General features: G+C 66.2%; 29 protein-coding genes. 21 read left to right on the top strand and 8 right to left on the bottom strand.

Annotation, left to right across the window (positions count from 1 at the left end):
• Positions 1-11 precede the first annotated feature (11 nt).
• The 3 genes from ACPYOD_RS06185 to ACPYOD_RS06175 all read left to right on the top strand — a co-directional run bounded on the left by ACPYOD_RS06185 (position 12) and on the right by ACPYOD_RS06175 (position 2,488).
• Positions 12-632: a TetR/AcrR family transcriptional regulator gene (locus ACPYOD_RS06185; RefSeq protein ID WP_481300856.1), complete on the top strand. Its 621-nt coding sequence runs from the start codon at positions 12-14 to the stop codon at positions 630-632.
• 124 nt (positions 633-756) lie between these two features.
• Positions 757-1,749, top strand: a complete 993-nt coding sequence (locus ACPYOD_RS06180) for a glycoside hydrolase family 43 protein (RefSeq protein WP_481300855.1) — start codon at positions 757-759, stop codon at positions 1,747-1,749.
• A gap of 154 nt (positions 1,750-1,903) precedes the next feature.
• On the top strand, positions 1,904-2,488 hold the full coding sequence (locus tag ACPYOD_RS06175) for a TetR/AcrR family transcriptional regulator (RefSeq protein WP_481300854.1): 585 nt from the start codon (positions 1,904-1,906) through the stop codon (positions 2,486-2,488).
• Here ACPYOD_RS06175 and ACPYOD_RS06170 read toward each other — a convergent pair whose 3' ends face one another.
• Both ACPYOD_RS06170 and ACPYOD_RS06165 read right to left on the bottom strand, forming a co-directional pair.
• On the bottom strand, positions 2,489-3,451 hold the full coding sequence (locus tag ACPYOD_RS06170) for a patatin-like phospholipase family protein (protein WP_481300903.1): 963 nt from the start codon (positions 3,449-3,451) through the stop codon (positions 2,489-2,491). It lies immediately after the preceding gene.
• 55 nt (positions 3,452-3,506) lie between these two features.
• Positions 3,507-4,532 (bottom strand): class 1 fructose-bisphosphatase, encoded by a 1,026-nt coding sequence (locus ACPYOD_RS06165; RefSeq protein ID WP_481300853.1) that lies wholly within the window; start codon positions 4,530-4,532, stop codon positions 3,507-3,509.
• Positions 4,533-4,663: 131 nt separating this feature from the next.
• Here ACPYOD_RS06165 and ACPYOD_RS06160 point away from each other — a divergent pair, with 131 nt between their 5' ends.
• The 7 genes from ACPYOD_RS06160 (at position 4,664) to ACPYOD_RS06130 (ending at position 10,263) form a co-directional block, all read left to right on the top strand.
• Positions 4,664-4,852: a hypothetical protein gene (locus ACPYOD_RS06160; protein WP_481300852.1), complete on the top strand. Its 189-nt coding sequence runs from the start codon at positions 4,664-4,666 to the stop codon at positions 4,850-4,852.
• Positions 4,853-4,948: 96 nt separating this feature from the next.
• Complete coding sequence (locus tag ACPYOD_RS06155; RefSeq protein ID WP_481300851.1) at positions 4,949-5,590, top strand: glutathione S-transferase family protein; 642 nt, start codon at positions 4,949-4,951, stop codon at positions 5,588-5,590.
• A gap of 113 nt (positions 5,591-5,703) precedes the next feature.
• Positions 5,704-6,408: a helix-turn-helix transcriptional regulator gene (locus ACPYOD_RS06150; protein WP_481300850.1), complete on the top strand. Its 705-nt coding sequence runs from the start codon at positions 5,704-5,706 to the stop codon at positions 6,406-6,408.
• A 142-nt stretch (positions 6,409-6,550) separates the two neighbouring features.
• Positions 6,551-8,278 carry a DUF885 domain-containing protein gene (locus ACPYOD_RS06145; protein ID WP_481300849.1) on the top strand — a complete coding sequence of 576 codons (1,728 nt, stop codon included), beginning with the start codon at positions 6,551-6,553 and terminating at the stop codon, positions 8,276-8,278.
• Between the two features lie 159 nt (positions 8,279-8,437).
• Positions 8,438-8,839, top strand: a complete 402-nt coding sequence (locus ACPYOD_RS06140; protein WP_413624758.1) for an MbcA/ParS/Xre antitoxin family protein — start codon at positions 8,438-8,440, stop codon at positions 8,837-8,839.
• On the top strand, positions 8,836-9,537 hold the full coding sequence (locus ACPYOD_RS06135) for an RES family NAD+ phosphorylase (RefSeq protein WP_481300848.1): 702 nt from the start codon (positions 8,836-8,838) through the stop codon (positions 9,535-9,537). Before ACPYOD_RS06140 ends, ACPYOD_RS06135 begins: the two co-directional genes overlap by 4 nt.
• Before the next feature lie 18 nt (positions 9,538-9,555).
• The gene (locus tag ACPYOD_RS06130) at positions 9,556-10,263 is read left to right on the top strand and encodes an SGNH/GDSL hydrolase family protein (RefSeq protein ID WP_481300847.1); all 708 of its coding nucleotides are present in this window, start codon (positions 9,556-9,558) and stop codon (positions 10,261-10,263) included.
• 328 nt (positions 10,264-10,591) lie between these two features.
• Here ACPYOD_RS06130 and ACPYOD_RS06125 read toward each other — a convergent pair whose 3' ends face one another.
• Complete coding sequence (locus ACPYOD_RS06125; protein WP_481300846.1) at positions 10,592-10,861, bottom strand: hypothetical protein; 270 nt, start codon at positions 10,859-10,861, stop codon at positions 10,592-10,594.
• Positions 10,862-10,910: 49 nt separating this feature from the next.
• Positions 10,911-11,798, bottom strand: a complete 888-nt coding sequence (gene phhA, locus ACPYOD_RS06120) for a phenylalanine 4-monooxygenase (RefSeq protein ID WP_481300845.1) — start codon at positions 11,796-11,798, stop codon at positions 10,911-10,913.
• 126 nt (positions 11,799-11,924) lie between these two features.
• Here phhA and ACPYOD_RS06115 point away from each other — a divergent pair, with 126 nt between their 5' ends.
• The 10 genes from ACPYOD_RS06115 (at position 11,925) to ACPYOD_RS06070 (ending at position 18,808) form a co-directional block, all read left to right on the top strand.
• The gene (locus ACPYOD_RS06115; RefSeq protein WP_481300844.1) at positions 11,925-12,419 is read left to right on the top strand and encodes an Lrp/AsnC family transcriptional regulator; all 495 of its coding nucleotides are present in this window, start codon (positions 11,925-11,927) and stop codon (positions 12,417-12,419) included.
• 83 nt (positions 12,420-12,502) lie between these two features.
• Entirely contained in the window at positions 12,503-13,303 is an 801-nt protein-coding gene (locus ACPYOD_RS06110; RefSeq protein WP_481300843.1) for a lysophospholipid acyltransferase family protein, read from the top strand.
• Complete coding sequence (locus ACPYOD_RS06105; protein WP_481300842.1) at positions 13,300-14,301, top strand: YheT family hydrolase; 1,002 nt, start codon at positions 13,300-13,302, stop codon at positions 14,299-14,301. The genes ACPYOD_RS06110 and ACPYOD_RS06105 overlap by 4 nt, the downstream gene beginning before the upstream one ends.
• A 32-nt stretch (positions 14,302-14,333) precedes the next feature.
• Positions 14,334-15,425, top strand: coding sequence for a PQQ-dependent sugar dehydrogenase (locus ACPYOD_RS06100; RefSeq protein WP_481300841.1), 1,092 nt, complete (start codon positions 14,334-14,336; stop codon positions 15,423-15,425).
• Between the two features lie 14 nt (positions 15,426-15,439).
• Entirely contained in the window at positions 15,440-16,087 is a 648-nt protein-coding gene (locus ACPYOD_RS06095) for a YbhB/YbcL family Raf kinase inhibitor-like protein (RefSeq protein WP_481300840.1), read from the top strand.
• A 114-nt stretch (positions 16,088-16,201) separates the two neighbouring features.
• The gene (locus ACPYOD_RS06090) at positions 16,202-16,360 is read left to right on the top strand and encodes a DUF1328 domain-containing protein (protein WP_046965775.1); all 159 of its coding nucleotides are present in this window, start codon (positions 16,202-16,204) and stop codon (positions 16,358-16,360) included.
• Between the two features lie 67 nt (positions 16,361-16,427).
• On the top strand, positions 16,428-16,817 hold the full coding sequence (locus ACPYOD_RS06085; RefSeq protein ID WP_481300839.1) for an ElaB/YgaM/YqjD family protein: 390 nt from the start codon (positions 16,428-16,430) through the stop codon (positions 16,815-16,817).
• Positions 16,818-16,843: 26 nt separating this feature from the next.
• On the top strand, positions 16,844-17,326 hold the full coding sequence (locus ACPYOD_RS06080) for an ABC transporter ATP-binding protein (RefSeq protein ID WP_481300838.1): 483 nt from the start codon (positions 16,844-16,846) through the stop codon (positions 17,324-17,326).
• 4 nt (positions 17,327-17,330) lie between these two features.
• Entirely contained in the window at positions 17,331-17,648 is a 318-nt protein-coding gene (locus ACPYOD_RS06075; RefSeq protein WP_481300837.1) for a hypothetical protein, read from the top strand.
• A 59-nt stretch (positions 17,649-17,707) separates the two neighbouring features.
• Positions 17,708-18,808: an AI-2E family transporter gene (locus ACPYOD_RS06070; protein WP_481300836.1), complete on the top strand. Its 1,101-nt coding sequence runs from the start codon at positions 17,708-17,710 to the stop codon at positions 18,806-18,808.
• Positions 18,809-18,844: 36 nt separating this feature from the next.
• Here the strand turns inward: ACPYOD_RS06070 and ACPYOD_RS06065 are convergent, their stop codons facing one another.
• The 4 genes from ACPYOD_RS06065 to ACPYOD_RS06050 are packed head-to-tail and all read right to left on the bottom strand — an operon-like array spanning position 18,845 to position 25,455.
• Positions 18,845-19,618, bottom strand: a complete 774-nt coding sequence (locus tag ACPYOD_RS06065) for an SDR family NAD(P)-dependent oxidoreductase (RefSeq protein WP_481300835.1) — start codon at positions 19,616-19,618, stop codon at positions 18,845-18,847.
• Positions 19,615-21,048, bottom strand: a complete 1,434-nt coding sequence (locus ACPYOD_RS06060; RefSeq protein WP_481300834.1) for an efflux transporter outer membrane subunit — start codon at positions 21,046-21,048, stop codon at positions 19,615-19,617. Before ACPYOD_RS06060 ends, ACPYOD_RS06065 begins: the two co-directional genes overlap by 4 nt.
• A 2-nt stretch (positions 21,049-21,050) precedes the next feature.
• Positions 21,051-24,242, bottom strand: coding sequence for an efflux RND transporter permease subunit (locus ACPYOD_RS06055; protein ID WP_481300833.1), 3,192 nt, complete (start codon positions 24,240-24,242; stop codon positions 21,051-21,053).
• Positions 24,243-24,249: 7 nt separating this feature from the next.
• Positions 24,250-25,455: an efflux RND transporter periplasmic adaptor subunit gene (locus tag ACPYOD_RS06050; protein WP_481300832.1), complete on the bottom strand. Its 1,206-nt coding sequence runs from the start codon at positions 25,453-25,455 to the stop codon at positions 24,250-24,252.
• Positions 25,456-25,658: 203 nt separating this feature from the next.
• Here ACPYOD_RS06050 and ACPYOD_RS06045 point away from each other — a divergent pair, with 203 nt between their 5' ends.
• Positions 25,659-26,642: a LysR family transcriptional regulator gene (locus ACPYOD_RS06045; protein ID WP_481300831.1), complete on the top strand. Its 984-nt coding sequence runs from the start codon at positions 25,659-25,661 to the stop codon at positions 26,640-26,642.
• Positions 26,643-26,724: the final 82 nt, after the last annotated feature.

Raw genomic sequence — 26,724 nt, 5'->3', positions numbered from 1 at the left:
GTCTGCCAGGCATGCGATACGACAAAGATCACAAGGCAACGACGCGCCAGCGGATCGTCGAGACCGCCGCCCGCCGCTTCCGCGAGAACGGTATCGAAGGCGAGGGCATGAAGTCGCTGATGTCCGCCGCGGGCCTGACCAACGGTGCGTTCTACAACCACTTCACCTCGAAAGAGGACCTGACGCGCGAGGCCGTAGCCGCGGCCATGGATGAGCGTGTCGCGCACCTGCGTCATTGGCTGGACCGTGAAGAAGGATTGGAAGGAATGCTGCGCGGCTACTTCTCCGCACGGCATCGCGACAACCCCGGGAAAGGGTGCCCGTCCACGGTGCTGGCCAGCGAAATCGCGCGCCATTCCGATGAAGTGCGCGCGGCGTACACGGAAGGGTTCCTCGCCTTCGTGGAACGGGCCGCCACGCACTGGCGGCACCTTTCCCGGGAGGAGGCGTTCTCCCGGGCATTGGCCTTGTACGGTCTGATGGCCGGGACGATGCAGGTGGCGCGCGCCGTGAACGACGAGGTGTTGTCCGAGCGCTTGCTGGCAAGCGGGCTGGAAGCGGCTCTGAACATGGCTCGCTCTGGCGTCGAAAGCGAGCCGGCGCTAGCGCGCGGCGCCTCATCCTGGGAATGACATCTACGGACCGCGCCGCAGCATCGTCGGCAGCGCCCGCTACCGCTTCTGAGTCCCCCCATTGGCATCCGGACGTCCAAACCCGCTAGGATCGGACGTTCGATTCGGGTGAAGGGGTTCAACGATGGGTTTTCGCAACTTGCTGGGTGGCGCACTGCTGATGGCGCTGACGTCGACGACGGCGCTGGCCGCACCGCCGCCCGGCCATGCCGGCAATCCCGTGTTCCCCGGTTGGTACGCCGATCCCGAAGCCGCGATCTTCAACGACACCTACTGGATCTATCCCACCACGTCGCTGAAATACGCACAGCAGCGCGGCTTCGACGCGTTCTCGTCGCCCGACCTCGTGCACTGGACGAAGCATGCCGACGTGCTCGACATCAAGGACATCCCCTGGGCTAAGAAGGCGCTCTGGGCGCCCGCTCTCGTCGAAAACGGCGGCAAGTACTATTTCTTCTTCGCCGCGAACGACATCCAGAGCGACCGGGAAATCGGCGGTATCGGCGTCGCGGTGGCCGACAAGCCGGAGGGTCCGTTCCGCGACCTGCTCGGCAAGCCGCTGATCGGCGCGTTCCACAACGGCGCGCAGCCCATCGACCAGTTCGTGTTCCACGACGACGACGGCACCTGGTACATGATCTACGGCGGGTGGAAGCACGCGAACATCGTGAAGCTGAAGCCCGACTTCACGGGCGTCGAGCCGATGGCCGACGGCACGGTGTTCAAGGAGATCACGCCCGCGCCCGAGTACGTGGAAGGGCCGCTGATGTTCAAGCGCAACGGCAAGTACTACTTCATGTGGTCGGAAGGCGGCTGGACGGGGCCCGACTATTCGGTGGCCTACGCCATCGGCGATTCGCCGATGGGGCCGTTCAAGCGCATCGGCAAGATCCTCGAGCAGGATCCTAAGGTCGCCACCGGCGCCGGGCACAACTCGGTGTTCCATGTCGCGAAGGACGATTCCTGGTACATCGTGTATCACCGGCATCCGCTCGGCGACACGGACGGGAACCATCGCCAGACGTCGATCGAGCACATGTACTTCGACAAGGACGGAAAGATCCTTCCCGTGAAGATCACCAACGAAGGGGTGACGGCAAATCCCCTGCGCCGGTAGAGCCAACGGCATGAACGCATTGCGGAAACCCCACCGACGATAGCCTAGGCAGCTAACCAACCCTGCCTCCTGGCACGCGAATGACGACCTTTCGATACGCAAGGATTCGCTACAATCCGGAAGGGGCAGGACATTCCTGCGGGAGTGAGGCAGCATGCGTTACGAGAAAGGCCACAAAGAACAGACGCGCCAGAAAATCGTAGAGGCGGCGTCGCAGCGTTTTCGCGCGGACGGCATCGACGGTGTGGGTGTCGTCAGCCTCATGGGCGAGGTGGGGCTCACCCAGGGCGGCTTCTACAACCATTTCGGATCGAAGGAAGACCTGGTCCGCGAAAGCGTGGTGGCCGGTGCCGCCTGCGCCATCAAGCGCCTCACTGCGAAGGTCGCCGCGTCACGCGGCGAAGGGTATCGCGCGTTGGTCAACGGTTACCTGTCCGCCGAGCATCGCGACCAGCCGGAGACCGGTTGCGTCGCTGCCGCACTGTCGGCCGAGATGGCACGCCGGCCGCTGGAAACAAAGACCGCCTTCACCGACGGCTTCGCCGAAATGGTCGAACTGATCGCGTCCACGCTGCCCGCCGGCATCCGCGGCAAGCGTCGCCGCACGGTGGCGATGGCGGTGTTCGCCTCGCTGGTGGGTTCGATGTCGCTGGCGCGCGCCGTGGCGGACGAGAAGCTGTCGGACGAGATCCTCTCGTTGGGCCGTCAGGCCGCGCTGGAACTGATAGAAGCGGGCTGATTACTTCGCCGCGGTGGCTGCGGGAGCGCTGCCCATGGCGGCGGCTTTCGCGGCCAGCTTTGCCCTGATGGCCGGCATGGCGGCCAGTGCCGCGCGCTCGCCTTCGAGGATGGCCACGTTTTTCTGGTCGAAATCGGTCGGGCCGATCTGGCCGACCTTCGGACGAATGACGATGTCGGCACGCCCGAGTTCCTGCTCGGCGAGCTTGCGGCCCATGATGGTGATCGACTGGCCCACGATGCCCACCATGCTGTCCGGATTGCTGCCGTCCGGCCGGGCAGAGATGTCCACGGCGATGACGACGTCGGCACCGAGCTGGCGCGCGGCGTCCACGGGCACCGGACTCACCACGCCACCGTCGACGAAGTGCCTGCCCGCGATCTCCACGGGTTCGAACACGCCGGGGATGCTGCTGGAAGCACGCACTGCCTGGCCGGCATTCCCGCGAATGAAGACGGCGCGCTGGCCGTCTTCCAGCTCGGTCGCCACGGCGGCAAAGGGGATGCGCAGCTTTTCGATCGGCGTCTGCCGCAGCAACTCGTTTACGTAGTCCTGCAACTTCTGGCCCTGCACGAGGCCGCCGGAGAAGAAACGCACGTCGCGTATCTTTCCTTCGTCGAGCGAAAACGCCGTTTCCTGTAGCTGGAACGCATCCATGCCGCTCGCGTAGAGCGCGCCGACGACGCTGCCGGCGCTGGTGCCGGAGACCACGTCGGCATGGATGCCGTTCGCCTCAAGCATCTTGATCACGCCGATATGCGCGAAGCCCTTTGCCGCGCCGCCCCCCAGCGCCAGGCCCACGCGCGGCTTCGCCGCCAGGATGGGCAGGGCGTTGTCCGGGCGCGCGTCCGGCTTGCTGCCGCCGAAGCAGCCGGCGAGCAGGGCGGCGCAGAGGACTGGCAGCCAGGAATGGGGACGAGGAAAGCGCATGGGGAGCACGGTCGAAGGAAAGGGCAGTGGCATCATCGGGCCTCCGCGCGACGGAGGCCTGACACGTTCATGGCGAAAGCGGGGCCGTTCAGCCCCGGGTGTCGTCGGCTTCCAGGTGGTAACGGGTGACGATGTCGATCTCGTTCCGCGAGCCAAGGAACACCGGCACGCGCTGGTGCAGGGCGGTGGGCTGGATGTCCATGAGCCGCGTGCGACCGGTGGTGGCGGCACCGCCGGCTTGTTCGACGATGAAGGCCATGGGGTTCGCCTCGTACATCAGGCGCAGCTTGCCCGTGCCGCCCTTCGCCGTGATCTTCGCGTCCAGCGGATAGATGAAGACACCGCCGCGGGTGATGATGCGGTGCACGTCGGCCACCATCGACGCCACCCAGCGCATGTTGAAGTCGCGGCCGCGCGGCCCGGTGGTGCCGGCCAGCAGCTCGTCGATGTAACGCTGCATCGGCGCTTCCCAGTGGCGCTGGTTCGACATGTTGATGGCGAATTCGCTGGTGTCGGCGGGAATGACGATGTCGCGGCGGGTCAGCACGAAGCTGCCGTGTTCGCGATCCAGCGTGAACTCGTGCACGCCGTGGCCGAAGGTGAGCACCAGCAGGGTGCTGGGGCCGTAGACCACATAGCCGGCCGCCACCTGTTCGGTGCCGGGCTGGAGGAAATCGCCCACCGTGGGCTCGGTGACGCCGTCCGGGCAGCGCAGCACGGAGAAGATGGTGCCCACGGACACGTTCACGTCGATGTTCGACGAGCCGTCGAGCGGGTCGAACAGCAGCAGGTGGTTGCCCTTCGGGTAGGCGTCGGGAATGGGTTGCGGATCGTCCATTTCCTCGGACGCGCAGGCGGCGAGGTGGCCGCCCCAGGCGTTCGCTTCGAGGAGGATCTCGTTGGAGATGACGTCGAGCTTCTTCTGCGCCTCGCCCTGCACGTTCTCGGACCCGGCATTGCCGAGCACGCCGCCGAGGGCGCCCTTGCCGGTGGCGACGGAGATGCGTTTGCACGCGCGGGCCACCACCTCGATCAGGAGGCTGAGCTGGGCGTTGATGTGCCCGGCGCGCTTCTCTTCGATCAGGAACTGGATCAGGGAAATCGGTTTCGTCATCGGGCGGGACTCTGGCGCGAAAGCCCGCATTGTCCGGGTCGGCGGTGAACCGCGCCAGTGGGACTGCTGACAGTACGTTGTCAGCAGCCCCCCGCCACACTTCCTCCTCAAGCAACGGGGAGGACATCGCCATGAACCGCTTTCTCGACCGGCTCGCCAGTCTTTATGCACCCCTGGGCCGCCGCGGCCTGCTGATGGACGGGCAATACCGCTTCGCGCCGGATACGCCGCGGCGCCAGGGCGGGCGCAAGGCGAAGACGCCCAATCGCCTTGTTCCCGTTGTGGGAGCCGCTTCAGCGGCGATGGGTGCTCGCGGCTAAGTTGCCCGCTGCCGCGGGATCGCCGCTGAAGCGGCTCCCACAAGAGCACCGCCTTCCATAGAAACCGTTCCAACGCCCATCGACAAGGACCCTCGCATGAACACGCCGCATCGGATCAAGTTCCACCACGCGCCGAACAGCCGCTCGGGCAGCACATTGATGCTGCTGGAAGAGCTGGGCGCGCAATACGACATGCACGTGATGGACCTGAGCAAGGGAGAGCAGCGCCAGCCCGGCTACATGAAGGTGAACCCGATGGGGAAGGTGCCGGCCATCGAACACCTCGGTGGGCTGGTGACGGAACGCCCGGCCATCTTCATCTACCTCGCCGACCTCTATCCCGCCGCCGGCCTGGCCCCCGCGCTCGACAGCCCGCTGCGTGGTCCCTATCTCCGCTGGCTGGCCTTCTATGGTTCCTGTTTCGAACCGGCGGTCATGGATCGCTTCATGAAACATGAGCCGGGTCCGCCGTCGACGTGCCCCTATGGCGACTTCGACACCGTCATGGGCCTTATCGAGGCGCAGCTGTCGCCCGGCCCGTGGCTGCTCGGCGAAACCTTCACTGCCGCGGACATCCTCTGGGCCAATGCGCTGGACTGGACGATGAAGTTCGGCATTGTTCCGCGTCGCGATGCCTTCGAGGCTTACGTCGCCCGCCTCATGGTGCGTCCGGCCATCGTCAGGGCCGCCGTCCAGGATGAAGCACTGGCCCGCGCGCAGTCCCTCGCGGCCGCGTGAGTGGAAGCCATGCGGCCCGCGCCGACGAAGTCCGGCCGCTCTCCGGTCGGCGGCGACCCGGGCCGTGACTTTCATCGCTTCCCGCGCCGCGCGCGGGAAGCGATGATGTGCGAATGCGCCGTGCCGACCGCCTCTTCCTCATCATCAATGCCCTGCGCGGCCGGCGCACGGCGCTGCCTGCCCGCCAGCTGGCCGCCACGCTCGAAGTCTCGTTGCGCACGGTGTACCGCGATGTCGCGGACCTGCAACTCTCGGGCGTTCCCATCGAAGGTGAGGCCGGCGTGGGTTACCTCCTGCGCAAGGGCTCGGACATCCCTCCGCTGATGTTCTCCGCCGATGAACTCGAAGCCCTCGTGGCGGGTACGCGTTTCGTCCGTGCCTTCGCCGGCGAGCGGCTGGCGCGCGAAGCGCAGGCCGCGTTGATCAAGATCGAGGCCGTGCTGCCGCCGGACCTGCGCGAGAAGTCGGCGCAGTCGCGCATCTTCGCGCCGATCTGGCGCGATCCGTTCCAGAACCATATCGCGATGATGCTCGACCGCCTGCACGAGGCCGTGATCGCACGCCGGGTGCTGTGCCTCGATTACCGCGACGCCGAAGGGCGAGGCACCACGCGCGAGGTGGAACCGCTTTGCCTCTCTTTCTGGGGCGGCGCGTGGACCCTCGGCACGTGGTGTCGCCATCGTCAGGCCTTCCGCAACTTTCGCCCCGACCGCATTGCCGATTGCCGCGATGCCGGCGAAACCTTCCCCGACGTGCCGGGCCGCAACCTCGAGGCCTACCTGGAAACGATGCGCGGCCACTACGCGGGGCTGGAATAATCCATGTGGGAGCCGGCTATGCCGGCGATCCCGCGGTAGCGGGCAACCTCGCCGCGAGAATCGATCGCCGCTGAAGCGGCTCCCACAGTGCGGTGTTGGGTGCGATGATCGGGAAATCTCGTCCCCAAAAAACGGAGCCCGCATGTCCCCCTGGATTCGCGCCATCGCCTTTGCCGGCCTCTTCGCCGGCGCCGCCCATGCCGCCACGACACCCGACGATTCGTTCCGCGCGATCTACACGAAGGAATGGGCGTGGCGAAACGGTCAGGCCGGGATCCTCACCTCGGGCGAGGCGCAGCCGGGCGACGGGCGTCTCGATACAGTGGACGCCTCGAACCAGGCGAAACGGCTCGCATACTGGAACGACGTGCTGGCCCAGCTGGACCGCCTCGACACGAAAGGACTGAGCGGCAAGGTCCGCGTCGACTACGAGGTCTATCGCGCCCAGATCGCCAACCTCGCCGCCGCGCAGCGCTTCCAGCAATGGCAGGCGCCCTTCAACAGCGATTCGGCGTTCTGGTCCGACATCGGTTATGTGCTGCACGGCGACGACCTGCGCACGCGTGACGACTACCGCCACTACGTGGAGCGCCTGCACCAGATTCCCGCCTACATGGACCAGGAGATCGCGAACATGCGCCTGGGCCTGGCACGCGGCTTCACCGTGCCGCGCGCGGTACTCGACGGGCGCGATGTGTCGATCGCCGCCGTGGCCGACCTGAAGGATCCTGAAGAAAGCGCGCTGTACAAGCCGTTCAAGGCCATGCCGAAGACGCTTCCTGAGGCGGATGCCGAGGCATTGCGGAAGGAAGCGCGCGAGGCCATCCAGAACGGGGTGATACCCGCCTACGGCCGCCTCCTCACTTTCTTCCGCAACGAATACCTGCCGAAGGCGCGCACCACGCTTGCGGCCGAATCGCTTCCCGACGGCCAGGCGTACTACCGGCAGCAGATTCGCGAATACACCACGCTGGACCTGTCGCCCGACGATATCCACGCCATCGGCCTGCGCGAAGTGGACCGCATCCACAAGGCCATGCTGGAGACGATGAAGGACACCGGGTTCAAGGGCGACTTCCCGGCCTTCCTCGCGTTCCTGCGCAAGGATCCGCAGTTCTATGCCAAGACGCCCGACGAACTGCTGATGCGCACGGCGTGGGTGGCCAAGCAGGTGGATGCGAAGCTCGGCAAGTTCTTCGGCCTGCTGCCACGCCAGCGCTTCGCCATCGAACCGGTGCCGGCGGACATCGCGCCGTACTACACGTCCGGCCGCGGTGGCGCCGATGTCTACCTGGTGAACACCTACGACCTGCCGTCGCGCCCGCTGTTCAACATGCCCGCGCTGACGCTGCACGAATCGATGCCCGGCCACGCGTTGCAGCTGGCGCTCTCCGCCGAACAGCAGGGCTTGCCCGAGTTCCGCCGCGACGGCTACATCTCCGCCTACGGCGAGGGGTGGGCGCTGTATTCGGAATACCTCGGCAACGAGATGGGCATTTACCACACGCCCTACGAGCGCTTCGGGTACCTCACCTACCAGATGTGGCGCGCATGCCGGCTCGTGGTCGATACGGGTATCCACCACCTCGGATGGACGCGCCAGCAGGCCATCGACTACCTGACCCAGAACACCGCGCTGAGCGACCGCGAGATCGCCAACGAAGTAGACCGCTACATCAGCTGGCCGGGCCAGGCGCTGTCGTACGAACTGGGTTACCTGAAGATCCGCGAGCTGCGTGCCAGGGCGGAACAGCAGTTGGGCGAGAAATTCGACCTGCGCGCGTTCCACGACACGGTACTGGCCCTTGGCTCGGTGCCCCTGCCGGTGCTTGAGCGTCATGTAGACGCGTGGATCGCCTCGCGTAAGTAACCCTGCTTCACCTGTAGGAGCCGCTATAGCGGCGAGGGCAAGCTGGCGACGCTGCTGCGAGGTTTCCTCGCCGCTGTAGCGGCTCCTACAAGAGTGGCGGTACAGCAATTTCTCTCTGTGTGGAGTACACTGCGTCACAACTACACAGGTGAAGCGACGATGCAGCACGCCATCCATGCCGAACCCATCCACCTCGCCGACGCCGGCGGCCCGGCGCTCAGGGCCTTCTTCGCGCTGGCCGAGCGCTGGAAACTTCGCCCCCCCGAACAGCGCACGCTGCTCGGGGAGCCGCCGGAATCCACCTACTTCAAGTGGAAGAAGCAGCAGGACGGCACCCCCTCGCGCGACGTGATCGAGCGGATCAGCTACCTGCTCGGCATCTGGAAAGACCTGCAGATCCTCTTTCCCGACCCGAACCAGGCCGACGCCTGGGTGCGCAAACCGAACGACGCGCCCCTGTTCGGCGGCCGCTCCGCGCTCGACCGCATGCTTTCGGGCAACGTCGCCGACCTCTACGTCGTCCGTCAGTACCTGGACGCCCAGCGCGGCTGGAACGGATGAGCGCCGCGCCTCCGCTCCGCCGTATCCGCTGGAGCCAGGCCTACCGGATCGTGTCGAGCCGCTTCCCACCCGTGGGGCTTTTCGACCGTATCGCCGATCCGAAGGACATCGACGCCGTCATGGCCATCGAGTCCCTGACCAATCCGCGCCTGCGGGAGGAAATGGGCGCGCTGCGCCTCGTGCCGCCGGAGCGGCGCGTGTCGGGGCAGGGTACGTCGCCGATCATGGCCGCCTTCACCCACATCTCGCCCGAGGGAAGCCGTTTCAGCGACGGCCACTGGGGCGTGTTCTATGCCGCGCACAGCGTGCCGACGGCCATCGAGGAAACGGTGTTCCATCGCGAGGCCTTCCTCGCGGCCACGCGCGAACCGCCCACCGACGTGCAGGTGCGCTGCTACAAGACCGCCATCGCAGGGCGTTTCCACGACATTCGCGGCGGTTGGGCCGCCGAGCACGATCCGGATTCCTACGCCGCCAGCGTGAAACTGGCCCGCACGCTGCGCGAGCAGGGCTCCAACGGCATCGTCTACGACAGCGCCCGGCATGCCGGCGGTGAGTGCGTGGCGGCGTTCTATCCCGACGTGGTGGCGCCGTGCATCCAGGCGGAACACTTCATCTACCGCTGGAACGGCACCCGGATCGAAGCCGTACTGAAAGTGACTCCCGTCGAACGGCAGGGTTTACCCCAGCGCGGCTGAGGGTTTACGGTGGCGCGGATGAAAAGACTCTCGTTCCTCCTCACCCTCTTCGTCCTTTCCTTCGGTGTTTGCGCCAAGGGGCCCGACCACGGCCAGTGGGAGCACGACATCCAGGCCTTCGAGGCCGCGGACAAGGCCTCGCCGCCGCCGGCAAACGCCGTGCTCTTCATCGGCAGCTCGTCCATCCGCATGTGGGCCACGCTGGCGCAGGATTTTCCGAACTACCGCGTGATCAACCGCGGCTTCGGCGGTTCCGACCTCGACGACAGCACCGCCTTCGCCGACCGCATTGTCACCCCGTACCACCCGGTGGCCATCGTGGTGTACGCCGGGGACAACGACCTGCAGAACGGCGACACCCCCGAACAGGTGCGGGACGACTTCGCCGCGTTCGTGGCCAAGGTGCGCCAGGACCAGCCGGACCTGCCGATCGCCTTCATCTCGATCAAGCCGAGCCTCGCGCGCATCAACCTCCTGCCGAACATCCAGGGCGCGAACAAGCTGATTCGCGAATGGTCGATGGGGCAGAAGGGTGTGGCGTTCCTCGATGTGGCGCCGGCGATGCTCGATGCGAACGGTCAGCCGAAGCACGACATCTTCCTCGACGACGGCCTGCACATGAATTCCAAGGGTTATGCGCTGTGGGTAGCGCAGGTGCGCCCGTGGCTGGCCGACCACGCCGGGGCGGCCGAAGTTAAACGGGAACCAAATGCTGCGATGCAGTGAGACGGGAACTTCACGGCATCGGCCTTATCTAAGTATTCGATCGCCGAGAGGCGACCTGTTGGCAAGCGACGCTTCAATGAGTCGATTGTCCCGGGTCCCGCTATTTCCCCTGATAGCCTGGACCCGACGCGACCCCGGCAGCTCCTCCCCTGGCTGCCGGGGTTTTATTTTGTCTGGGATCCGGCCCATGCCGGCTGTGGGAGCCGGCTATGCCGGCGATCCCGCGACAGCGGGCAATCTTGCCGCGAGCACCCATCGCCGCTGAAGCGGCTCCCACAAGAGGCGGGGCCGGTCTCGGAAAAAGACGGTTGCTGTTACCCGGAACGGGTCAGGCGTGCTGCGCCCGCGGGGCGTAAGGTTTGATCGACGTGTCGAACGCGCGCCAGACGCCGTCGTTGCCCTGGATGTTCAGAACGATGTCCGACGCCGCGTTCGCGGCCTCGATCCGGCGAGCCTCGTTGAGCGCGCACTCGAGCGCGTCGTCGCGCGAGCAGAACTCGCCGACCTCGCACTCGTTCTTCTGCAGCAGCCAAAGGCCGGGGCCCACGGACTCGAAGGGAATATCGAAGACAACCACGGCGGAATCACCCCTGTTCATTGCACGTGGCTCCATCCTAGGTAGCCACGTGTTAGGTCTCCGTTGAGTTTCAGTTGTCCCCGCCGGAAGCGAAACCCTCGCGCGTGCCCCGCTGGTAGACCTTGTCCGTGGGAAGGACCTCGGCGGCGGCCACCGGAATACCCTTGGCCAGCTTCGCGTAAATGGGCGTGAAGTCCGGACGGGTGGCATCGAACAGCTGCTCGAAGTCGTCGATGACGAAGTAGGTTTGCTGGTAGGTGTCGATCCGGTACTTCGTGTTCATCACCCGCTCCAGGTCGAAACCGATGCGGTTCGGCGCCGGCGAGTCGATCGAGTAGATCGACTCGCCCTTGGAGCTGACGATGCCGGCGCCGTAGATGCGCAGGCCCTTGTCCGTGCGGATCAGTCCGAACTCCACGGTGTACCAGTACAGGCGCGTGAGGTTCATCAGTGCCTCCGGCCCAATGGCGTGCGCCTTCATGCCGCCCTTGCCGTAGGCCTGCATGTAGTCGGCGAACACCGGATTGAGCAGGAGCGGCACGTGTCCGAACAGGTCGTGGAAGAGATCGGGCTCCGCCAGGTAGTCCAGCTGGTCCGGCTTGCGGATCCACCAGCTCACCGGGAAACGCCGGTTCGCCAGGTGGTCGAAGAAGACCTCGTCGGGAAGCAGCCCTTCCACCGCCACCAACTGCCAGCCGGTGGCCTTGCCGAGCACCTTGTTCAGGTCGTCGAAGCGCGGAATGCCGCCGTCGCCGAGGCCGAAGCGTTCCACGCCATCCAGGAACTCCTGGCAGGCGTAGGCCGGAAGCAGCTCGCGCTGGCGGCGGTACAGGGTGTCCCAGACCTCATGGTCGGTCTTCGAGTAGCTGGCCCAGGGTTGCTCCACGGTGCCGGTGGCATAGACGGGCACGTATCCGCGGTCGGTCTGCTGGTGTTCGACGCGGCGGGGGGTGTCCATGGCTGGCCTCCGTGGGGTTTCAGGAAAGAGCGGTTGAGCAACAGATTAGCGGTCTGATCGCGCAATAGGCTTGCGAAGTTGCATGCCAAGGCCGTTATGTAGCAATAATGATCCGATATTCGATTCATGGGCGAAATAATCGTGCAAGTCACCCTCGACCGTACCGACATGCGCATCCTCGCCACCCTCCAGGCCAACGGCCGGATCAGCAACGCGGAACTCGCCACGGAGGTGAACCTCTCGCCTTCCGCCTGCCTCCGCCGCGTGCAGAAGCTCGAAGCCGACGGCGTCATCGCCGGGTACGGCGCGCGGCTCGACCCGCGGTCCCTCGGCCTGGGCTTGCAGGCGTTCGTGCGTGTGCAGCTGTCCCGCCACGAGTCCGACGCCATCGATTCCTTCACCGAGCGCGTGGCGGCGTGGGACGAAGTGGTGTCCTGTTATGCCCTCACGGGCGACATGGATTACCTGCTCCAGGTCTACGTGGCGGACCTGGACGGTTTCTCGCGCTTCCTGCTCGACCGCCTGCTCAATGCGGCGGGGGTCGCGGATGTAAATACGAGCTTCGTCCTCAGGACGGTCAAGGCTTCCACCGCCCTGCCGTTGGGCAACGTCCGCTCCTGAGGCATCCCAACCACGTATTCCCTAAGAATAAAATCATGCTCCCCTAGCGGCAGGCAGCGCCCCTCGTTAATCTTGTGCGCTCGATGGAAGCCGCCTCCGCCAATCCGACCCCGCGCGACCGCCTGCGTCCGCTCCGCTATCTATGGCGGGTGCCGCTGTTGCTGCTCCATATCCTGTTCGGCATCGTCATCTGCGCGCTGATCCTCAGCTGGGCCGGCGGCGTGATGAAGAACGGGCGCGAGCCGCTGGCCCATCGCACCATCCGCATGTGGTCCACCATGCTCCTGCGGGTGTTCGGGTTCCGCAGCCGCCGCTTCGGTACGCCGCTTCCCGATCCCGTGCTGTTCGTGGCCAACCACACCTCGTGGCTCGACATCGAACTGCTCCATTCGCAGCGTGCCGCCTGTTTCGTCGCCAAGGCGGAAATCGCCAGCTGGCCGCTGGTCGGCTGGATGGCCTCCCGCGGCGGCACGATCTTCCATCGCCGGGGGAACAATCACTCGTTGTCGTCCGTGATGGCGGCCATGGTGGAGCGCCTGCGCGAAGGTCGCTCCGTGGCGGTGTTCCCGGAAGGTGGCACTGGCCACAACGGCGTGCTGCGCGTGTTCCACGCACGTATCTTCCAGGCAGCTCTCGACGCGGGGGTACCGGTACAGCCCGTGGCCCTGCGCTTCGCGCGGCACGGCCGCCGCGTGGTGGATGCGGGTTTCCGCGAAGGCGAAAGCTTCATGGGCAATTTCCTGCGCCTGCTCGGCGAGCCGCCGCTCGACGTCGAAGTGCACTTCCTCGAGCCCGTGCCGGTATCGCCCGAAGGGCGCCGCCGCATGGCGGAAGCCTCGCGCGAGCGCATCGCGGTGGCCCTGGATACCGAAACGCCGGCATGAACCTGCCGAAGGGTGCCGATTTCCATCCGCCGTGGCCGCTGCGCAGCGGCCACATCCAGACGATGCTCTCGTCCAGCGGCATCCGCCGCCGGTTGCTGCCGGCGCAGGCGCGCCGCGTGCAGGAAGGCGCGCAGGAAGTGCTGGTGGACGTGGGCCACGGCGATCGCCTGAGCGGCCGCTATACCGCCCAGCGCACCGGCCGCGAGTCGCGCGGCCTGGCCATCCTCTTCCACGGCTGGGAAGGCAGCGTGGATTCCACCTATGTCCTGCAGACGGGCAGCCGCCTGCTCGACGAAGGCTGGGACATCTTCCGCCTCAACTTCCGTGACCACGGCGACAGCCACGGCCTCAACGAAGCCCTGTTCCACTCGTGCCGCATCGACGAAGTGGTCACGGCGATGGGCGAGATCGCGCGCATGTTCCCCGCGAAGGTCATCGGCGTGGCCGGTTTTTCGCTCGGCGGCAACTTCGCGCTGCGTGCCGGCATGCTGGCGCCGTCGCAGGGTGTGCCGGTGGATTACGTGCTGGCCGTGTGCCCCATCGTCGATCCCAGCGAAGGCCTGTTCTCGCTGGAGAGCGAGGCGCCCTGGTTCTACCAGGCCTACTTCATGCAGAAGTGGCGCCGCTCCCTGCGCCTGAAACAGCAGGCATTCCCACACCAGACCTATTTCGAGCTGGAAGAACTGCGCCAGAACATGCGCGACCTCACGCGCTCGCTGGTGCTGCGCCATACCGATTTCGGTTCGCTCGAAGCCTACCTCGACGGCTACTCCGTGGCGGGCGACCGGCTGATGGACCTGCACCTTCCGGCCACCATCCTCACCTCGCGCGACGACCCGGTGATTCCGGTGGCGGCGTTCGACCAGCTGCGCGTGCCACCCAACGTGGAACTCGACATCGCCACCTATGGCGGCCATTGCGGTTTCATTCGCGACTACGGCATGACCAGCTTCACCGACGACTACATCGCCGCACGTTTCGACGCCATCACCCGCTGAGTCCTGGCGGGCCCAGCCCAAGGAGTCCGTTCATGCGTAGCGTCCTTGTCCTCGCCCTGGCCCTGCTCGCCAGCCCGGCGTTCGCCGCCACGCCGGACATGGCGTCGCTCAAGCTGCCGCCCGGATTCCATATCGCGGTGTGGACCGACCAGGTGCCCGACGCGCGCGAAATGGCGCTCGGCACGAAGGGCACCGTGTTCGTGGGCTCGCGCGATGCCGGCAAGGTCTACGCCGTGAGCTATGGCCCCGACGGTTCGGTGCAGAAGGTGCGCACCCTAGCCACCGGGTTGGAGCTTCCGGTCGGCGTGGCCTTCCACGGCGGCGACCTCTACGTGTCGGCGGTGAGCCGCATCTACGTGCTGCGCGACGTCGAGAACCATCTCGACACTCCGCCCAAGCCGGAACTGGTCACGGACAACCTGCACACCGAGACGGCGCACGGGTGGAAGTTCATCGCCTTCGGCCCCGACGGCAAGCTTTACGTTCCGGTGGGTGCGCCGTGCAACATCTGCGACCGTGGCGACGAAGGCTTCGCGCAGCTGCTGCGCATGAATCCCGACGGTACCGGCATGGAAACCGTGGCGAAGGGTATTCGCAATACCGTCGGCTTCGACTGGCGGCCCACGGACAAGTCGCTGTGGTTTACCGACAACGGCCGCGACATGCTGGGCGACGACATACCGAACGACGAACTCAATCACATCACGAAGGCTGGCGAGCATTTCGGCTATCCGTACTGCCACCAGGGCGACACACTGGACCCGGAGTTCGGAAAAGGCAAAAACTGCAAGGACTACACACCGCCCGTGCTGAAGTTGGGTCCGCACGTGGCCGCGCTGGGTGCCCGCTTCTACAACGGCAAGCAATTTCCGGCCGCGTGGCACGGCGCGCTCATCGTCGCCGAGCACGGCTCCTGGAACCGCTCGGTCAAGTCCGGCTACCGGGTGATGATCGTGCGCCTTAACGGCAACAAGGTCGCCAGCTATGAGCCGCTGGTCGAAGGTTTCCTCAAGGACGAGAAGGTATCCGGGCGTCCGGCCGACGTGCAGCCGCTGCCGGACGGCAGCCTCCTGGTGAGCGACGACGACAACGGCGCCATCTATCGCGTGACCTACAAGAAGTAAGAAGGAGTCAAAGCATGCGTCTGAAGAGCGACAGCATCGAACACGGTAAGCCGATTCCGGCCACGTTCGCGTTCATGGAACAGGTGGATCCGGCCAGGTCGGACGACGGCGCCCGCATCAAGCCGGCCGGCAACGTCACGCCGCACCTGGCGTGGGTCGAGGTGCCCGAAACCGCGAAATCGTTCGCCATCGCCGTCATCGACACCGACGTACCCTCGAAGCCGGACGACGTGAACGTGGAGGGCCGCGAAGTCCGTCGCGATCTCGCGCGCGTGGAGTTCGTCCACTGGTTGATGGCCAACATACCCCTGGAGTGTCGCGAACTCGGGGAGGGCGCGTGCGGCGAAGGCATCGTGCCGCGCGGCAAGAAGGACCCCGTCGGGCCGCCCGGCTCGGTGCAGGGGCTCAACGACTACACGGGCTGGTTCAAGGGCGACCGCGACATGGAAGGGCACTACCACGGCTACGACGGGCCCTGCCCGCCGTGGAACGACAGCATTCCACACCACTACCATTTCCACGTCTACGCGCTGGACGTGGAGCGCGTGCCGCTGGAGAACGGGTTCTCGCTGGCGGAACTGCGCGACGTGATCAAGGGCCACGTGGTGGACGAGGCCGTCCTCACCGGCACCTACTCGCTGAACCCGAAGGTGAAGGCGTGACGGCGCGGTGAAGCCCGCAGGCTGAACGCGTATTGAGCGGGGGCGCCGGGCTTCACGCGGCATGCGCGGGGCGCGGGACTAAATGGTTCCGCGCCACTCCACGGAGAACTCATCATGCTGCACTATGCCCTTGTCTTCCTCGTCATCGCGATCATCGCGGCCGTGTTCGGTTTCGGTGGCATCGCGGGTACGGCGGCCGGTATCGCGAAGATCCTGTTCGTCATCTTCCTGATCCTGGCGATCATCTCGTTCTTCCGGGGCCGCAGCGTATAGCGGCCTCATGACCCCGGCGTCACTTCCTTTGACTTAACGTGCCAGACCCCGTAACGGAGAGAAGTCCATGAACAAGCCCGCCGACCATGTCGCCAACGCCGCGACCGCCGCAGCCAATACCGTATCGGCTGCCGAGCGCATCGACGCACGCGCGGAGCGAGTGAAGCAGGCCACATCCGAGGCCGTGGACCGCACCAAGGATGCCGTCGAGCGCGCTGCGGACAAAGTCGAGACCACCCTCCACACCGCCACCGACAAGGCAGCCCACGGCGCCACGCGCGCCGCCGAGAAAGCCGAGGAAGTGAAGATGCGCGGCAAGGAGGCCTACGGCGAAGCGGTGGACAAGACCAACGACTGGCTCGATACCGCACGTGAATACGTGCGCGAGAAACCGGTACAGTCGATCGCCCTCGCGCTGGCCGCGGGCTGGCTCGCCGGCCGCATCCTGCGTAACTGATCGACCACCCCAGGGGACGCACGCGCATGCTGGACGACGGTCCCTCGGGGCGGCAGGACGTGGACGGGGCGATGCCCGGTGAGGGGGCGGCGGCGGGCGACACCAAGCCCGACGCGCCATCCTGGCTCGACGACATCCGGCGCCTGGGCGTCGGGGTCAAGGAACTTTTCGCCGCCCAACTGAGCCTGCTTTCCGCCGAGGTGGGTCTCGCACGAAGCGGCATCGTCCTGATGCTGTTCATGGGCCTGGCCGCCATCGTCTTCGCGGTGGCGCTGGGCTTCACCTTGTTGGCACTCGCGGGCTGGGGGCTGGCGCAATGGTTCGGTTCCTGGGCGTGGGCGCTTACGGTGCTGGCCGCGCTTCAGCTGCTGCTGCTCGTCGGCGCCATCCTCGCCTTCCGTCGTGCGATGCACTGGCTTACGCTTCCCGCCACGCGCGCGGAGTTCGCCAGCCTGGCGAAGGAAGCGGCGCGGCGCGGCAAGGCGGAAAGCGAGCAGGCGGGGGAATGACGACATGAGCGTTTTCAAAAGCATGGCCAAGGTGACGGCGGCCCGGGCACGGGTGGCAGCAGCACGCGAAGAGACGGTACGTCCTGCTGCCGCGCTGATCGCCCGGGGCTACGAACACCCGCTTACCGTGCTCGGCCTCGCGGCCGGTTCCGGCTTCCTGCTCAGCAACATCAAGCTCAGCCCGCTCTCCGTACCGGGCGTAAGCGGCATCGTGGCGGGAGGGGTCGCCGACCTCATCGCGCGGGGCGTCTCCGTTGCGGCCGGCAGTTTCCTCGGCGACCTTGCCAGCGACGCAGCCGACGTCGCCGACGACACCCCGTGAGCGACTTTCCCAGCCCCCTCCCTACACCGCTCCCTTCGACCGCGGCGCCCGGGGTCGCGGTGTCCACCATCGCGACGCGTTCGCGGCGCAAGCCCGGCAGCAGCCGGAGCACTCGGCGTATTTCGCGGCACCTGCGTTCGATACGGATCTCGCTCAACGGCATGATCCTGCTGGCGCTGGTCTATACCGTAGCCATCGGCAAGTCGATCCTCGTGCCGCTGGTGCTCGCCGGCTTCATCGGCCTCGCGCTCAATCCGATCGTCGCCGCGGCGGCGCGCGTGCGCGTTCCGCGCTGGCTGGCGGCGGTGACGGTGATGCTGCTGCTCGGTGCCGGCCTCGTGTCGGCTGTGGCGACACTCTCCACGCCGGCGCTCAACTGGTTCCATGAGGCGCCCACGGCCATGCGTGCGTTCGCGCCGAAGATCAAACCGATGACGCAGCAGATCGAAGCGGCCAGCCGCGCCACGCAGACGCTCGTCGGCGGCACGGTGGCGAGGAACGTCCCGCAGAGCGAGAACTCGCTGGCATTCACCGCATGGGACGTGGTCGCAAGCGCACCGAAGGTCATCGCGAGCGTCCTTACCGTGGCGCTGTTGGTGTTCTTCTTCCTCGTGTACGGCGACGAAATCCTGAGGCGCGCGGTGGAGATATCGCCCACCTTCTCCTACAAGCGGCACACGGTCAGCATCGTGCGCAGCATCCAGGAAGAAGTTTCGAGCTACCTGCTGCTGACGGCGGCGATCAACGTGACGCTCGGTCTCGTGACCGCCGGCATGCTCTACATGTACGGCGTGCCCGATCCGCTGCTGTGGGGCACCGTGGCCACCGTCGCCAACTTCATTCCGTACGTGGGCGCCATCACCACCACGACGATCCTCGCCATCGTCGGCGCGCTGCATTTCCAGGAACTCGGCCCCGCACTCCTTCCCGCGGCAACCTTCGCCGGCATCACCGCCGTCGAAGGCAACCTCATCACACCGATGCTCCAGGGCCGCCGCTCGCGGCTAAGCCCCGTCGCCATCCTCTTGTGGCTGCTGGTCTGGGGTTGGCTGTGGGGCATCCCCGGCGCGCTACTCGCGGTGCCGATGCTGACGTGCGTGAAGCTGATCACGGCGAAGCTGCGCGGGTGGCAGTGGTTCGCGCATATTGTTTCGCGCTGATAGCAAGCCCTTCATCACGACCCAGCCGAATCGCATTTACCAGGCGATCTTCATCCGATCCCGGAAGAACCCGCCCGTAGCCGCCTCACGCTCAGGCAGCAACGCCGCCCACACGATCCCTTCCGCGCTCTCGGTAGCCGGCCTGCCGCCGCTGCCACCCAATGCGGTGGCAGTCCATCCCGGACAAACGGCATTCACGAGAATGCCGCTGCCCTCGAGCTCGCGCGCAAGCACCTGCGTATAGGCATTCAACGCCGCCTTCGACACGCGATAGGCGGGGCTGTTCTCCCCGCACATCGCGCGCACGGCGCATTCGCTCGATACGTTGACCACGCGGCCATAGCCATGTTGCTTCATCAGCGGCAAGGCAGCCGAGGTAAGACACCACGCGCCGATCAGGTTCACGTCCAGCGCGCCCCGGATCATGGTCAGGTCCGGTACCGATGGCACCGCATCGTGGTCGTAGTGACCGCCCGCGTTGTTGACGAGGATGTCGAGCCGGCCGAAATGCTCGCCGATGTGCGCCATCACGCGTTCGATGTCTTGCGACTTCGTCACGTCCAGCTTGATGGCGTGCGCATCGCCGCCGAATTCGCGGATGGCGCGCGCCGACTTCTCACCCTTGCCGGGTTCGCGCATGCCCATGAACACCGTGACGCCCAGCGAAGCAAGCTGCTTCGACACCTCGAGTCCGATACCGCGGTTCGCGCCGCTCACCAGCGCGACGCGCTGGCTGAGCGGCGGTTCCACGGACAACGCCTTGCTGCGCCTTGGCCGTACGGGCAGGTGATGAACCTTCGCGGCGCTCATGGCACCTTCGCAACCTCGTTGCATGCGTCGTCGCCACAGGCCTGCCAGCCACCGCCCAGCGCCTTGTAGAGCTGCACGGCGCGCAGGTTGATACCCGCTTCGGCCTCGGCCAACTGGTCCTCCGCCGCAAGTTGCGTGCGCTCGGCGTCCAGCAGCTCGAGGTAATCGGTGCGGCCCGCGTCATAGCGCAGCTTCGCAAGCTCCGCGGCACGGCGGCTCTCGCTCGCCTGCACCACCAGCTTCTCGACACGTTCGCGCTGGCGATTGAAGGCCACCAGCGAATTGTCCACGTCTTCGAGCGCGGTCAGTACCGTACGGTCGTAGTTCGCGCGTGCCTCGTCGGCGCGCGCTTCGGCACCCTTCACGCCCGAACGCACGCGCTGCACGTTGAGCCCCGACCACGAGATGCTCGGGGCGATCGACCACGCCCGCGAATCGGCGCCGCCGAAGTCGTTGCTGCGGCCGGCCAGGAAGCCGATGAACCCGCCCAGCGAGATGTGCGGGAAATAATCGGCTTTCGCCACGCCGATGCGCGCGTTCGCTGCGGCAAGCTCGCGCTCCGCAATGCGGATGTCGGGACGGCGCTGCAACACCTCATCCGCGCCGCCGATGGCCAGCGTGGCGTCGATCGGCTTGAACGACGCCGGCGAGAGGTCGATGTCCAGCTCGCCCGGCCGTTCGCCGAGCAGCACCGCCAGGCGGAACTGGTCGGCGCTGGCCTGCGTTTCCAGCACGGGAAGCTGCGCCTCGACCGCCGCCAGCCGCGCTTTCGCGCTGGCGAGGTCCTGCTCGGCACCGGTACCCACTTCCACGCGGGCGGAGATCACCTTCAGCGAATCCTGCTGATTGGCGATGTCTCGCTTCGCCACGTCGATGCGCAACTGCGTGCCACGCAGGTCGAAGTAGTTACGCGCGACCTCGGCGAACAACGTCACCTGTGCATCCTGCAACGACGCCTGGCCTGCTGCGGCATCGGCGCGCGCGGCCTCCACCGAGCGACGGATGCCGCCGAACAGGTCGAGTTCCCACGAAGCGTCGAAGCCGGCCTGGTACGCCGTGACCGTCTGCCGCTGGTCGCTGAAACCCGGCTGCTGCTGACGGCTGCGCTGGTACGACACGCCCGTTTCGATATCGGGAATCTGCTGCGACTTCGCCGTGCCCAGCGCCGCGCGAGCCTGTGCCAGGCGAGCCACGGCGATCTTCAGGTCCGGTGCGTTCTTCGCCGCGCGGACGATAAGGGCATCCAGCGTCGTATCGCCGAACTGCTTCCACCACTGTGCCTGGAACCCCGCGTTCTCCTGGTGCGTAGCGTCGACGCCTTGCAGCGTGACCGGCGCTTCCTTGGGTGCGTGGTAGTCCGGGCCCACGCTCGCACAACCGGCGAGGGCGAGGGCGGCGAACAGGGCGGTACTGCGGAACATGGTTTTCATGATCAGGACTCCCGTGCCGCGTGGGCCAGGAGGCGGCGCTCGCGGCGCGCCTGGCGGCGGGCCTCGGAGCGCTCGTTCCAGGCGCGGATCAGCACGTAGAAGAGCGGGGTGAAGATGAGGCCGAAGAAGGTCACGCCGAGCATGCCGGAGAACACGGCCACGCCCATGGCATGACGCATCTCCGCACCCGCGCCGTGCGACGTCACCAGCGGCACCACGCCCATGATGAAGGCGAACGAGGTCATCAGGATCGGGCGCAGTCGCAGACGGGCGGCTTCGAGCACCGCGTCCACGCGGTTCATGCCACCGATCTCCGCTTCACGTGCGAACTCGACGATCAGGATCGCGTTCTTGCACGCCAGGCCCACCAGCACGATCAGGCCGATCTGGGTGAAGATGTTGTTGTCGCCACCGGTGATGAACACACCGAAGATCGCGGACAGCAGCACCATCGGCACGATCAGGATCACGGCCAGCGGCAGGCTCAGGCTCTCGTACAGCGAGGCCAGCACCAGGAACACCAGAAGCACCGACAGCGGGAAGACCAGCACGGCGGTGTTGCCGGCGAGGATCTGCTGGTAGGTGAGTTCGGTCCACTCGAAGCTCATGCCGTTCGGCAGGTTGGCCTTCACCAGCGCTTCCATCGCGTCCTGCGCCTGGCCCGTGCTGTAACCCGGCGCCGGGCCGCCGTTGATCTCGGCGGTGGGATAGCCGTTGTAATGCTGCACGCGATCCGGGCCGTTGGTCTGGCGCACGGTGAGGAACGAGCCCAGCGGCACCAGGTCGCCGGCGGCATTGCGGGTCTTCAGGCCCACGATGTCGGACGGTTCGTGACGGAACGACGGCTCCGCGGACACGTTCACCTGGTAGGTGCGGCCGAAGCGGTTGAAGTCGTTGACGTAGAGCGAGCCGAGGTAGGCCTGCATCGTCTGGAACACGTCGCCCAGGTCGATGCCTTCCGACTTGGCTTTCTCGCGGTCCACATCGGCGTCGAACTGCGGCACGCTCACCTGGTAGCTGGTGAAGAGGTGCGCGAGTTCCGGCGTCTTCTGGCTGGCCGCGATGATGCCCTGCGTCTGCTTGAAGAGTTCCTCGAAGCCCAGTCCGCTACGGTCCTCGATCTGCATGCGGAATCCGCCGATCGTGCCGAGGCCGTTGACGGGCGGCGGCGGGAAGATCGCGATGTACGCATCCTGGATGGAGGCGAACTTCTGGTTCAGCGCCGCGGCAATCGCATCGGCCGAGACGTCCGCGCTACGGCGTTCCTCGAACGGCTTCAGCGTCACGAAGACGATGCCGGCGTTCGTGCTGTTGGTAAAGCCGTTGATGGACAGGCCCGGGAACTGCACGGCGCTTTCCACGCCCGGCTGGGCAAGGGCGATGTCGCCCATGCGGCGGATCACGCTCTCGGTGCGATCCAGCGAGGCGGCATCCGGCAGCTGCGCGAACGACACGAGGTACTGCTTGTCCTGCGACGGCACGAAGCCCGTCGGCACCTTCGAGAAGCCGAGGAAGGCCAGGCCGACCAGGCCCGCGTACAGCACCAGCACGATGCCGGAGAAGCGCAGGATCTTCTTCACGCCGCCCACGTAGCCGTGCGCGCCGCGTTCGAAGGTGCGGTTGAAGGGACGGAAGAGCCAGCCGAGGCTGCGATCCATCCACACCGTGAGCTTGTCCTTCGGCTCGTCGCGGCCCTTCAGCAGGATCGCGGAGAGCGCCGGGCTCAGGGTCAGCGAGTTGAACGCCGAAATCACCGTGGAGATGGCGATGGTGAGCGCGAACTGGCGATAGAACTGGCCGGTGAGGCCGCTGATGAAGGCGGCCGGCACGAACACGGCGCAGAGCACCAGGGCTGTCGCCACGATCGGGCCGGTCACCTCGGTCATCGCCTGGCGCGTGGCCATCTTCGGATCGAGCCCGTGCTCGATGTGTCGCTCCACGTTCTCCACGACCACGATGGCGTCGTCGACCACGATGCCGATGGCCAGCACCAGGCCGAACAGCGACAGCGCATTGAGCGAGAAGCCCGCGAGGTACATCACCGCGAACGTACCGATCAGCGAGACCGGTACGGCCACCAGCGGAATGATCGACGCGCGCCAGGTCTGCAGGAACAGGATCACCACCAGCACGACCAGCACGATCGCTTCGAACAGCGTGTGTACCACGGCGTCGATGGAGCCGCGCACGAACACCGTCGGGTCGTAGACGATCGAGTAGTCCACACCCTGCGGGAAGTCCTTCTTCAGCTCGGCCATCTCCTTGCGCACTTCGTCGGAAATGGCGATGGCGTTGGAGCCCGGACGCTGGAAGATGGGAATCGCCACGGCCTCGCGGTTGTTCAGCAGGCTGCGCAGGGCATAGTTGTTCGAACCCAGTTCCACGCGGGCGACGTCGCGCAGGTGCGTGACGGAACCGGAAGCATCGCTGCGCACGATGATGTTAAGGAAGTCGTCCTCGGTGACCAGACGGCCGCGCGTGTTGATGTTCACCTGGAACGCGGCCGTGCTCGGGCCCGGGGGTGCGTTGAGCGAACCGGCGGCCACCTCGATGTTCTGCTCGCGGATGGCCTTGATCACGTCGCCCGTGGTGAGGTCGCGGATCGCGAGCTTCTCCGGGTTCATCCAGATGCGCATGCTGTATTCGCCCGCGCCGAACAGCTGCACGTCGCCCACGCCGTCGAGACGGGCGAGCTGGTCCTTGATGCGCGTGCGGGCGTAGTTCGACAGGTACAGCATGTCGTAGCGGTGGTCGGGCGACGTAAGATGCACGACCATCGTCAGGTCGGGCGAGCTCTTGTTCGTCGTGACACCGAGGCGCTGCACTTCCTCGGGCAGGCGCGGCAGCGCCTGCGACACGCGGTTCTGCACCTGCACCTGCGCGTTGTCCAGGTCGGTGCCGAGGGCGAAGGTGACCGTCAGGGTCATCGCGCCATCACTGGTGGCCTGCGACGAGGTGTAGAGCATGCCTTCCACGCCGTTGATCTGCTCTTCGAGCGGCGTGGCGACGGTTTCGGCGATCACCTTGGGGTTGGCGCCGGGATAGGAAGCGCGCACCACCACGGTGGGCGGTACCACTTCCGGGTATTCGCTGATCGGCAGCTTGAACACGGCGATACCGCCCGCGATCAGGAACAGCACCGACAGCACGCCCGCGAGAATCGGGCGGTCGACGAAGAATTGGGCGATTTTCATGGGTGGATCAGTCCTGGTTCTGCGCCACGCTGTCGACACCGGCCGGCCGCGACGCGACGTTGCGCGCGCTTTCCGGTACCAGCGACGCCATGGCGACTCGCTTCGCATTCACTTCGACGCCGGGGCGCACGTGCTGCAGACCGTTCACCACCACGACATCATCGGCGCCGAGGCCCGAATCGACCACGCGCAGGCCGTCCACCAGCGCGCCGGTGGAGACGCGGCGGTACTCGACCTTCTTGTCCTTGCCCAGCACGTAGACGAACTTGTTGCCGAGGTCGGTGCCCACGGCCTTGTCGTCGATCAGCGCGCGCGGCTGGGTGTCGCCGCTACGCAGTTCCACGCGGGCGAAGAGACCGGCGGTATAGGCGCCGTCTGCGTTCGGGAACACCGCGCGCAGGCGGATCGTGCCGGCGCCGGAGCGCACCTGGTTGTCGACGAAGTCGATCTTGCCGACGTGCGGGTAACCGTCCTCGTCGGCCAGGCCCATTTCCACGGCCGGAGCGCGGCCGCTCTGGCGACGCAGGCGATCGAGCTTCAGGAAGGTCTGTTCGTCCACGTCGAAGTAGACGTACATCGGGTCGACGCTGACCACGCTGGTGAGCGTGTCGTTGGGCGTCACGAGGTTGCCCGCGGTGATCTGGGCGTTGCTCACCTTGCCGTCGACCGGCGCGCGCACCTGGGTGAACGAGAGGTTGAGCTGCGCGGCGTCGAGGGCGGCCTGCACCGAGGCGACCTGCGCCTTCGCGCTGGCGGCGGCGGTATCCAGGCGGTCGGCTTCCTCGCGCGACACGGCGTGCTGCTCCACCAGCTTGGTGCCGCGGGCGGCGTTGGCTTCGGCATTCTTCGCCTCGGCCCTTGCCTGCGCCAGGTTGGCGGCCAGGCGGTCCACTTCGGCGCGGTAAGGACGCGGGTCGATGGTGAAGAGCAGGTCGCCCTTCTTCACCGCGGCGCCTTCGCGGAAATGGATCGAGTCGATGTAACCGCTGACGCGCGGCTTGATCTGGATGGTGTCCACCGCCTGGATGCGGCCGGTGAACGCGTTGGCGTCCGCCACGGGGCGCAGCAGGACCTGGGCCACGGTGACTTCCGGCGCCGGCGGCGCGGCGGCGGGCTCGCTGGCGTGGCTGGCCGAGCTGCCGGCGCTCAGCCAGACCGCCGACGCGATGGCAACCGCGAGGGCGGACGAACCGAACAGGAGTTTCTTCTTCATGGGAGGTCCTGGAGCTTCGATGGGATGGGTAAAGGGGTCGGGGGGCCGGGATCCTGAGGCCTCAACCGCGGTTGAGGTCAAGTCGGTCCATCGCAGGCTGCGAAATCTAGGTCTTGCCTCGCACGCGAAAAATGGGTCTACAATCATTCCGGCTGTGACCCTCAGTCACGAATCGATACGAATCGACATTCCTGGAGTCCCCGATGGAAGACTTTTCCGCTATCAGCGTTTTTGTCCGCGTGGTGGAAGCCAAGAGCTTCTCTTCGGCCGCGCAGCACCTTCAGATGACTCCTTCCGGTGTCAGCCGCGCCATCTCCCGCCTCGAGGAAAGCCTCGGCGCGCGCCTTTTCTTCCGTTCGACCCGTTCGCTGCGGTTGACCGACGATGGCTCCGCGTTCTATGCGCGTTGCAAGGAGATCCTTGCGGATCTCACGGAAGCCACGGAGGCCCTGGGATACGCCAAGACGAAGCCGGCCGGCAAGCTGCGGGTGGCCGCGTCATCGGCCGTCGGTCGCGCCGCGATCATTCCGAACCTGGCCGAGTTCAAGCAGAAATACCCGGACATCCGCCTGGAATTGACCATGTGCGACTTCCCGTTCGACCTGAACGAGGAAGGCTTCGATTGCGCCATCCGCATGGGCGAGTTGGCCGATTCCAGCCTCATCGCCCGCAAGATCGGCCACTTCAGCAACGTGCTCTGCGCCGCGCCGTCTTACCTGGCCCGGCACGGCACGCCCTCGTCCATCGACGACCTCAAGAACCACCGGACCGTGAATTTCGTGCACCCGAGCACGGGCAAGCCGTACCAGTGGCAGTTCGACTCGCCGAGCGGCCGCGTGTCGGTCGACGTCGACGCGCACATGCTGATCAACGACGGCGAGTCGGTGATCCAGGCGGCGATCGCGGGGCTGGGCATCATCCAGGCGCCGCATTGCCTCGCGAGCACGGCGCTGGAAAAGGGCCTGCTCGAGATCATCATGACCGACACGATCTCCACGGGCTCGAACCTGTGGATCGTGTACCCGCAGAAGCGGCACCTCTCCGCCCGCGTGCAAGCCTTCATCGAATGGACCAGCGAGCTGTTCCAGCGCACCAGCGAACCGAAGTGCAAGCTCATGCAGCAGCAACAGGCTGAACTGGCCCGCCAGCGCAAGGTCCGCCACGAAGACATCGCCGCCGTCGCCTGACGGAGCCTGTGGGAGCCGGCTATGCCGGCGATCCCGCGGCAGCGGGCAAGCCAGCGGCGAGCACCCATCGCCGCTGAAGCGG

Source organism: Luteibacter sp. HAY1-4A (assembly GCF_056755355.1).
Note: the sequence above shows the minus strand (reverse complement) of the source record. Positions and strands in the feature narration are given on the sequence as shown.